The sequence below is a fragment of the Streptomyces sp. NPDC059668 genome (assembly GCF_042734135.1).
GTDB lineage: Bacteria > Actinomycetota > Actinomycetes > Streptomycetales > Streptomycetaceae > Streptomyces.
This window is the reverse complement of record NZ_JBHWEL010000005.1, coordinates 160,059-168,754: the sequence shown is the minus strand read 5'-3', so window position 1 is coordinate 168,754 and position 8,696 is coordinate 160,059. Positions and strand designations below refer to the sequence as shown.

Genomic DNA, 8,696 nt, shown 5'->3' with positions numbered 1-8,696 from the left:
ACAACCCCCCCCCGAGAACCCTCCCCGCCACACTCACACCCACTGCCAAACCAGGCCCACCCCGCCCCCCCCCCCCCGCAGTCCCGCCCGCCCCGCCCCCACGGCCGGGAACGGCTCACGCCCGCCGAAGGGCGGTGCGCGGCGTTCCCGGCCGTTCTCGGACGTTCCCGGTCCCACGGGACTACCTGGGGATGCGAGGGGCGCTCCCGGTCAGGCCGTCGCGGCGTCCGCCTTCTCCTCGGCCCGCTCCCCCGCGGATTCGGCGACGACTTCAGCGACCTCGTCGGCGGTCGCCCCGATAGTCGGTCCGGCAGTCGGTCCGGCCGTCGGTCCGGTCGCCGTTTCCGCGGGGGAGGCGCTCTCGCCGATCTCGTCGACCACGTACGCGGGCGTCGTCCCCCGGGTCAGCCCGACCAGCGCGACCGCCACGATCAGCACGAACGCGACGCCGGCGATCGCGAAGCTCAGCGTGAACTGGCTCTCGGCCGGCAGTGCGGGCACTCCGGCCGGCAGGTGCGCGATCGTCCTGGACGCCAGCAGCGAGGTGATCACCGCGCTGGCGATCGCGCTGCCGACGGAACGGGAGATGGAGTTGAGTCCGTTGGCGATGCCGGTCTGGTGGTGCGGAACGCTCGCCACGATGAGCGCCGGCATGGCCGCGTACCCGAAGCTGACGGCCACGCCGATCAGCAGGCCCGCGAGGATGATCGAGGCGGAGGTGTCGTGCGCGGCGGTCAGCCACGCGAACCCGGCGACGCCGAACACGGCGCCGGCGGTCAGGGTGAACCGCGCCCCGATCCGCCCGACGAGCATCCCGCCGAACTGAGCGGCGAGCAGTGAGACGACCGTGGTGGGCAGCAGGTACTCGACCGAGGCACGCAGCACCGAGGCGCCGAATCCGTACCCGGTGAGCCCCTTCGGCATCTGCACCAGATAGGCCACGCCGATGAACTGCGAGAACATCGCGAACCCGAGGAACAGACCGGCGAGGTTCGTGAAGAGCACCGGACGGTGGACGAACATCCGCAGGTCCACCATCGGCCCGCGGACGTTCCGCTCCACGAACACCCAGACGGCCGCCATGACCACGGCCGCGACGAACAGACCGATGGTGCGCGCGGAGGACCAGCCCCACTCGTGCCCCTGCGAGATCGGCAGCAGGAGCAGGACGAGCAGCGCGGCGAGCGTCACCGCGCCGAGCCAGTCGGTACGGCCACCGGTCGTCGAACGCGAGGCGGGAACGCGCAGGAGGACGCCGACGAGGGCCACGGCGGCGAGGGCCACGGCGAGCCAGAACACACGGTGGTAGTCGGGATCCGCGCCCCGGGTGAGCAGCCCGGCCGCCACCAGGGCGAGCCCGCTGCCGACGGCGAGGGTTCCGCTGACCATCGCCATCGCGCCGTGCAGTTTCGCCGGGGGCATCTCCTCCCGCAGCACCGAGAGGGCGAGCGGGAAGATGGCGGTGGCGGCGCCCTGGAGGACCCGGCCGACGATCAGCCACAGCAGCGAGGTGGTGGTCGCGGCCAGCACCGATCCGGCGATCATCAGCAGCAGCACCCCGACCAGCGTGGGCTTCTTGCCGTGCATGTCGCCGAAGCGGCCGAGCAGCGGGGTGAAGACCGCGGCGGAGAGCAGGGTCGCGGTGGTGACCCAGCTGACGTTCGCGGTACTGGTGCCGAGATCGCTCTGGATGATGCTCAGGATCGGCACGACGAGGGTCTGCATCATCGAGACGATCATGGCCGCGAGGCCGAGGACCAGGACGAGCGAGAGGTCGCCTGCGGGGCGTCTGGATGCCACGCGATCGGAGGGTGTCACGGCGTTCTTCCTTAGGAGCACAAGCTGGGGGGTCGCATAAAGCTGCAAGTTCTTGAAGGTTGATGTCTTCAAGTAACCGGACAGAGGTAAGCATCGAAGGTTGAGGTAGTCAAGTTCCGGGTTACGCTGGCCCCATGTCCGCGACACCTGGAACGAGCCACTCCACCGAGGCGCCGGACGACGGGCACCCCGGCGTCTCCCACGCCGTCCTGCTCGACACCCTCTGGGCGTCCATGGTCAGCCTCTACGCGGATCTCACCACCGCCGCCGCCGCCCACGGCCTCACCTACAGCCAGGCCAAGGCGCTCAACGTGCTGCGCCAGGGCCCCGTCCCCATGCGGTCCCTCGCGGACACGCTCCGCTGCGACGCGTCGAACATCACCGGGATCATCGACCGTCTGGAGGCCCGCGGTCTCGTCCACCGCGAGGCCAGCCCCACCGACCGCCGCGTGAAGAACGTCATCCTCTCGGAGGAGGGCGCGGCCGTCGTGACCCGCGTCCGCGACGGGATGCACGCCACCCACCAGTCCCTCGGCGCACTGAGCGAGGAGGAGCGGGCCACCCTCGACAGCCTCCTCTCCCGGCTGTTCCGGGCCGACGAGGTTCACTTCTGAGCGACCGGGGACGGCCACCGACCGGGCGGCGCCGACCCCGGGACACCACCGACCCCGGACACCCTTGACGTGCGGGAGCCGGGGTCGGTGACACCGGGTTCGGGACCCGGGTTCCGGGCGGAGGTCAGGCCGTGCCGAGGGCGGCCCGCAGGGTGGCGATCGCCTGGGCGATGGCGGCCTCGGCGGCGTGTGTTCCACGCAGGGCGTTGAGCATCACGAAGTCGTGGATGATGCCCTGGTAGCGGACGGCGGTGACGGGGACGCCGGCTTCACGGAGCTTGCCGGCGTAGGCCTCCCCCTCGTCGCGCAGGACGTCGGCCTCGCCGGTGACGACCAGGGCCGGGGGCAGGCCGGTGAGCTGCTCGGTGGTGGCGCGCAGCGGAGACGCGGTGATCTGGGCGCGTTCGGCCTCGTCGGTCGTGTACTGGTCCCAGAACCACTGCATGCCGTCGCGGCGCAGGAAGTAGCCGGTGGCGAACTGGTGGTAGGAGCCGGTGTCGAAGTTCGCGTCGGTGACGGGGTAGAAGAGCACCTGCTGGACGAGCGGGACGTCGCCGCGCTCCTTGGCCATCAGGGTGAGCGCGGCGGTCATGTTGCCGCCCACCGAGTCACCGGCCACCGCGATACGCGACGCGTCGAGGCCGTGCCCGGCGCCGTCGGTGACGACCCAGCGGGCGACGGCGTAGTTCTGCTCGATGGCGACCGGGTAGCGGGCCTCGGGCGACAGGTCGTACTCGGGGAAGACGACCGCGGCACGCGCGCCGACGGCGAGTTCGCGCACCAGGCGGTCGTGGGTGTGGGCGTTGCCGAACACCCAGCCCGCGCCGTGGATGTACACGATCACCGGCAGCGTGCCGGTGGCACCCGCCGGGCGCACGACACGTACCCGTACCGTGCCGGTCGGACCGCCCGGCACGGTGATCCACTCCTCGTCGACGCTCGGCATCTCGATCGCGCCGGACTGCACCTCGTCGACGGCCTTGCGGCCGTCCGCCGGGGCGAGGTCGAACAGGTAGGGCGGGTTCGCGGTCGCCTCCGCGAACGCCGCGGCGGCGGGTTCGAGAACGGGACGGTTGCCGGTGGTGCCGGTGGCGCCGGTCATGGCGATCTCCTCGGATCTGGTGCCGCGGGCAGTCTCCATGAGCGGTCTTCGCCCGGAGAGCGGCACGGCATGAGAGTAGCGCTCGACTAAGTCGTGCACAACTTATTTGGACTCGATACAATCGAGGGGACCTGAAAGATAGGATGGGATCGCCCCACAGGCACACGGACCGGGAGCCGCACCATGAGCACAGCCGAACCACCGCGGGGGGGTTCCCTGCTGCTGGACGACCAGCTCTGCTTCGCCCTCTACGCCGCGTCCCGGGCGGTGACGGCGCGCTACCGGCCGCTCCTGGACGAGCTGGGGCTGACCTACCCGCAGTACCTGGTCATGCTCGTGCTGTGGGAGCAGGACTCGATCTCCGTACGCGACCTCGGCACCGCGCTCCAGCTGGAGTCGAGCACGCTCTCCCCGCTGCTCAAGCGCCTGGAGGCGGCCGGTCTGCTCCGCCGCGAGCGCCGCGCGGAGGACGAGCGGTCCGTGGCCATCCGGCTCACCGAGACCGGGGCCCGGATGCGGGAGCGCGCGGACTCGGTCCCCCTCGCCATCGGCGACGCGATGGGGCTGACACCCGAGCAGGACGCCACGGCCAAACACCTCCTGCGTCTGCTCACCGCCAACGTCTCGGAGCGCTGAGCGGCCGCCTTTCCGGCCGCCGGAAATCTGGCCTGTTCTTTACCCCCGAGCGTGTGTGAGGGCGTCGTACCCCTCCGCACCTCCCGCCCTCCTCCCTCTCATCGGCCCGCACGGTGCGACGTAACCGAACGTGTCCGAATGCGAAACGACGAGTTCACAAGCGCGCAAGTTTCTCTTGTGTCCATAGCGGCTAACCCGCAGATCACAGGGGTCGAAAAGGTTTCCTCCCTTTCTGCGAGACGGGCCGTGAGGTGCGCGTGATGGACGAACTGCGTGTGCTGTCGATCTACGAAGGATTCTTTTCGGGCGGGGCCCGGATCGTGCACAGCGATGTCGTGACGGGGCTCCATGAGGGCGGTCAGCGCCACTCGGTGCTGAGCCTGAATGGCGAGATGTATCGGGAGGCGACCCGGCAGCGGATGGAGGACGACGCCTGCTTCCGCTCGCTGACCGGAGCCGGTATTCCGGTCACCTCCCTGGGCCGCAGCCACGGGGCGCCCGACGGCACGGACGGCTTCACCGGGCCGGAACTCGCCGCCACCGCCCGGGCCATGGCGGGCGCGGACGTCGTCCTGTCGCTCAAGGAGCAGCCGCTCGGCCTGCTCAACCAGGCCGGACTGCCCCGGCGGCCCGTCGTGGTGTGCCTGCACCGCTCCGACCCGGAGAACCAGGGAGCGGCCCTGGACGAGCTGCGGACCGCGGTCACCGACGGCCGCATCGCCGCCGCGGTCTGCTGCGCCGAGTCGACCGCGGCGGCGTACGCCGCCGCCGGGATACCGGCGGAGCTGCTGCACGTGATCCCGAACGGTGTGGACCTCCTGCGCTTCCGCCCCGACCCCTTCCGGCGCGCTCTGCTGCGGACGTCGCTGGGGGTGCCGGCGGACGCGCCCGTGATCGTCTTCGCGGCCCGCTACGCCGGGATGAAGAACGTGCCGCTGTTCCTGCGGGCCGCCCGCGCCTGGCTGCGCCGGCGGCCCGAGGGCCGCGTCCTGATGTGCGGCGCCGGGATGACGCGCGCCAACGCCGGCCTGCGGGAGGACATGGCCGCCGCCTTCGGTGACGAGATCCCGCTCGCCGACCGCGTGTCGCTGCTCGGCGTACGCGACGACATGGAGATCGTCTACGCCGCTGCCGACGTGGTGTCCCTGACCTCCTCCAGCGGAGAGGCGGCCCCGCTGTCGCTGATCGAGGGCATGATGTGCGGCGCCGTCCCGGTCGCCACCGACGTCGGCGACTGCGCGTCGATCGTCGCCGGGCACGGCTTCCTCACGCCGCTCGACGCCGAGGCGATCGCGCAGGCCTGGTGCGAGGCGGTGGAACGCGGCGCCGAGTTCGCCCCGGCCCTCGCCCTCAGCCGCGAGCGGTTCAGCCGCACCCGCATGATCGCCGCGTACGCCGGACTCATCGAACGGGTCCGCGGCGGGTCGGGCCGGGTGCCCCTGACCGTCGCCGAGCCCCTCCCGGAGCCGTTCTAGATCCAGCGGACTCCGCGGCCCCCGCGCCGCACCTCCACGCCACGCCTTCCCGACGCCCCTTCGACCGTCCCCTCGCACCGACTCCACGCCCCCCTCGGCGACCCGTCCGCCCACGCCACCCCTCCCAGCACGTCCACAGGAATCAGTGCTTGGATCGGCCGCCGAGGGGGCGTGGAGCAGGCCGTTCACCAAGGAGAAGCCGGTCGCCCCGAGGGCTGTCATATGCGATTGCTATATTGCGCAACCACGCAAGCAAGCGGGAATCCCCCGGAATCCCCCTTCGCCACAGCACCGACGGCCTGAACGGCCCGACCGTTTCGTGGGAGTGCGAGATGACTGACCCAGGGGACGGCCCCGTCGGCCGGGCCACGCGCCGCCGTGCGCCGTCGGTGCCCGAGCAGCGCGCGGGAGAGGACTCCGGCGCGCCGGGAACGGGCGGCCGGGCCGCCTCCCGCTCCGCGCCCCGTGCCGGGTCCGTGGCGCATGGCCGGACGCGCCGCGGCGCGTCACGGCGCCGCGCCCGACGCGGCAGACGGATCCTGCGGACCGCCGCGATATCGTTGTCGCTCCTCGTCCTGGTCACCGCGGGTGCCGGATGGTGGTTCTACGAACACCTCAACGGCAACCTCCACAGCGTCCCGCTGACCGACGGCACGGCGACCGACAGCGCGGGCAAGGAGAAGGCCGACTCCTTCGGCCGGACCCCGATCAACATCCTGGTGATGGGCAGCGACGGCCGCACCAGCGCGAGCGACTGCAAACTCGGCGGCGGGTGCTCACGGACGGGCGTGCAGTCGGGAAGCGGCAACGCGGACGTGGAGATGGTGCTGCACATCTCCGCCGACCGGTCCAACGCCACCGTGATGAGCATCCCCCGCGACACCGTGACCACCGTCCCCGCCTGCAAGAACAGTGCGACGGGTACCTCGACCGCCGGTTACTCCGGCATGGTCAACAGCGCCCTGGAGTACGGTCCGGCCTGCCAGGTGGCCACCGTGCACCGGCTCACCGGCATCCCCATCGACCATTTCGTCCAGCTCGACTTCTCCGGCGTGGTGAAGATGTCGGACGCGGTGGGCGGGGTGTCCGCCTGCGTCGACGCCGACGTCTACGACACCTATTCGCATCTGAAGCTCGCCAAGGGCACCCACACCCTCAAGGGTGTCGCCGCTCTGGAGTTCGTCCGCTCACGGCACGGCTTCGGCGACGGCAGCGATCTGGGGCGCACCTACGCCCAGCACATCTTCCTCAGTTCCATGATCCGCAAGTTCAAGAGCGCGGGCACCCTCACCAACCCCGCGGCCGTCTACCGGCTGGCCGACGCCGCCACCAAGGCCCTGACGGTGGACACCGGGCTGGGCAGCGTCAAGAAGCTGGTCGGGCTCGCCACCGACCTGGACAAGGTCCCCGCCAAGCGCATCACGTTCGCCACCATGCAGACGGCGCCCGACCCGCACAACGCCGACCGGGTCGTGGCCGCCCCGGCCTCCCGGAGCCTGTTCGCCACCATCGCGCACGACCAGTCGCTGACGAGCGCCTCCGGCGGGACGGCCTCCGCGGCCACCGCGACGGCCACGGCCTCCACGGTGCCCGCCGCGCGGATCGCGGTCACGGTGGAGAACGGCACGGGCATCAGCGGCCGCGCCTCCGCCGTCGCCGGCGTCCTGATCGGCCAGGGCTTCAGCTCCGGTACGACCACCGGCAACGCCCCCGGCGGCGCGGCCACCACCACGCTCGCGTACGGCACCGGGAAGAAGGCGGAGGCCCAGACCGTCGCCCACGCGCTCGGCCTCTCCTCCTCCCACCTCGAACAGGGCACGGGCAGCCGCCTGACCCTGGTGATCGGTGCGGACTGGACCAGCGGTACCAGCTTCCCCGGCGGCTCCGGAACCGCCGGCGCTCCGGCCGACACCAAGGCCGCCAAGGCCGACGCCCACTCCCAGACCGCCGACGAGTCGAAGTCCTGCGCCAAGGTGAGCACGTACAGGACGGTCAGCCTCAACGGTGTCCCCATGACCCCGTCCCAGGCCTACGCGGCGGCCGTCGGCAAGAAGGACTCGGCACCCTGACGCCCTGACCGTCACGCGCCGCCTCCGCCCCCCTCTGGGATGCTGGCCCCGTGCCGACCACACCGCGGTTGCCGGAGCCCGTCACCCCGTACGCGCCCAGGGCCCTGCCCAGGCCGCTGCTCACCCAGCAGTGGCTCGATCTCGCCTTCGTCCACTGGGCGGTGGCCCCTGACAGCGTCGCCGGTCTGCTGCCCGGGGGAACCGTCCCCGACGTGCTCGACGGAGTCACCTACGTCGGCCTGGTCGCGTTCCGGATGCACCGCGTCGGCTGGCTCCGCTCCCCCGGAGTGCCCTACCTGGGCACGTTCCCGGAGACGAACGTGCGCCTGTACTCGGTGGACCCGCACGGGCGGCGCGGCGTGGTCTTCCGGTCGATGGACGCCGCCCGGCTGGTACCCGTACTGATGGGCCGGGCCGGTTTCCGGCTTCCGTACGTGTGGTCCCGTATGAACGTCCGCGCGCAGGAAGACGTCATCACCTACACCAGCTCGCGGCGCTGGCCGGGACCGCGCGGGGCGCACAGCCGGATCGTCCTGCGCAGGGGCGAGCCGATCCGCGAACCCAGCGAGCTGGAGCACTTCCTGACCGCGCGCTGGGGCATGCACAACACCTTCTTCGGCAAGGTCGGATACCTGCCCAACGACCATCCCGGCTGGCCCCTGCACCGCGCCACGCTGCTCACGTGCGAGGAGAACCTCGTCGAGGCCGCGGGCGTACCCGCGCCACAGGGGGAACCGGTGAGCGTGCTCTACTCCCCCGGTGTCCCGGTCCGGCTCGGCCGCCCGGTCCGACCGGCGGGCATTCCGACACCCTGAGCACGGGGGGGCCGCCCGCCTGTCCGGACGGCACCACCACCCCGCCGCACCATGTCGGCCACCCCGCCCACCCGCTGGCCGCCCGTACTCCGTCCCGCGCCGCGCGCACCGTCGGCAGGCGTGGGCCGCGCGACCGACGGAGAGGCGTCCCGGTCGCGGGAATCCGC

7 protein-coding genes are annotated in these 8,696 nt (G+C 71.8%); 5 read left to right on the top strand and 2 right to left on the bottom strand.

Features of this window, described 5'->3' with window-relative positions:
* Positions 1–210 precede the first annotated feature (210 nt).
* Positions 211–1,740: an MFS transporter gene (locus ACFV2J_RS06555; protein WP_385437582.1), complete on the bottom strand. Its 1,530-nt coding sequence runs from the start codon at positions 1,738–1,740 to the stop codon at positions 211–213.
* 212 nt (positions 1,741–1,952) lie between these two features.
* Here ACFV2J_RS06555 and ACFV2J_RS06550 point away from each other — a divergent pair, with 212 nt between their 5' ends.
* Positions 1,953–2,432 (top strand): MarR family winged helix-turn-helix transcriptional regulator, encoded by a 480-nt coding sequence (locus tag ACFV2J_RS06550; protein ID WP_385096293.1) that lies wholly within the window; start codon positions 1,953–1,955, stop codon positions 2,430–2,432.
* A gap of 124 nt (positions 2,433–2,556) precedes the next feature.
* On the opposite strand, the gene ACFV2J_RS06545 is transcribed toward ACFV2J_RS06550, so the two are convergent.
* Positions 2,557–3,534 carry an alpha/beta hydrolase gene (locus tag ACFV2J_RS06545; RefSeq protein WP_385096302.1) on the bottom strand — a complete coding sequence of 326 codons (978 nt, stop codon included), beginning with the start codon at positions 3,532–3,534 and terminating at the stop codon, positions 2,557–2,559.
* A gap of 183 nt (positions 3,535–3,717) precedes the next feature.
* On the opposite strand from ACFV2J_RS06545, the gene ACFV2J_RS06540 reads away from it, so the two are divergent.
* From ACFV2J_RS06540 to ACFV2J_RS06525, 4 genes are all read left to right on the top strand, one after another.
* The gene (locus tag ACFV2J_RS06540) at positions 3,718–4,170 is read left to right on the top strand and encodes a MarR family winged helix-turn-helix transcriptional regulator (RefSeq protein WP_385096296.1); all 453 of its coding nucleotides are present in this window, start codon (positions 3,718–3,720) and stop codon (positions 4,168–4,170) included.
* A gap of 275 nt (positions 4,171–4,445) precedes the next feature.
* Complete coding sequence (locus tag ACFV2J_RS06535) at positions 4,446–5,645, top strand: glycosyltransferase (RefSeq protein ID WP_385437579.1); 1,200 nt, start codon at positions 4,446–4,448, stop codon at positions 5,643–5,645.
* Between the two features lie 332 nt (positions 5,646–5,977).
* Positions 5,978–7,714: an LCP family protein gene (locus ACFV2J_RS06530; RefSeq protein ID WP_385092971.1), complete on the top strand. Its 1,737-nt coding sequence runs from the start codon at positions 5,978–5,980 to the stop codon at positions 7,712–7,714.
* A gap of 50 nt (positions 7,715–7,764) precedes the next feature.
* Positions 7,765–8,529 carry a YqjF family protein gene (locus ACFV2J_RS06525; protein WP_385092974.1) on the top strand — a complete coding sequence of 255 codons (765 nt, stop codon included), beginning with the start codon at positions 7,765–7,767 and terminating at the stop codon, positions 8,527–8,529.
* The last annotated feature ends 167 nt before the right edge of the window (positions 8,530–8,696 follow it).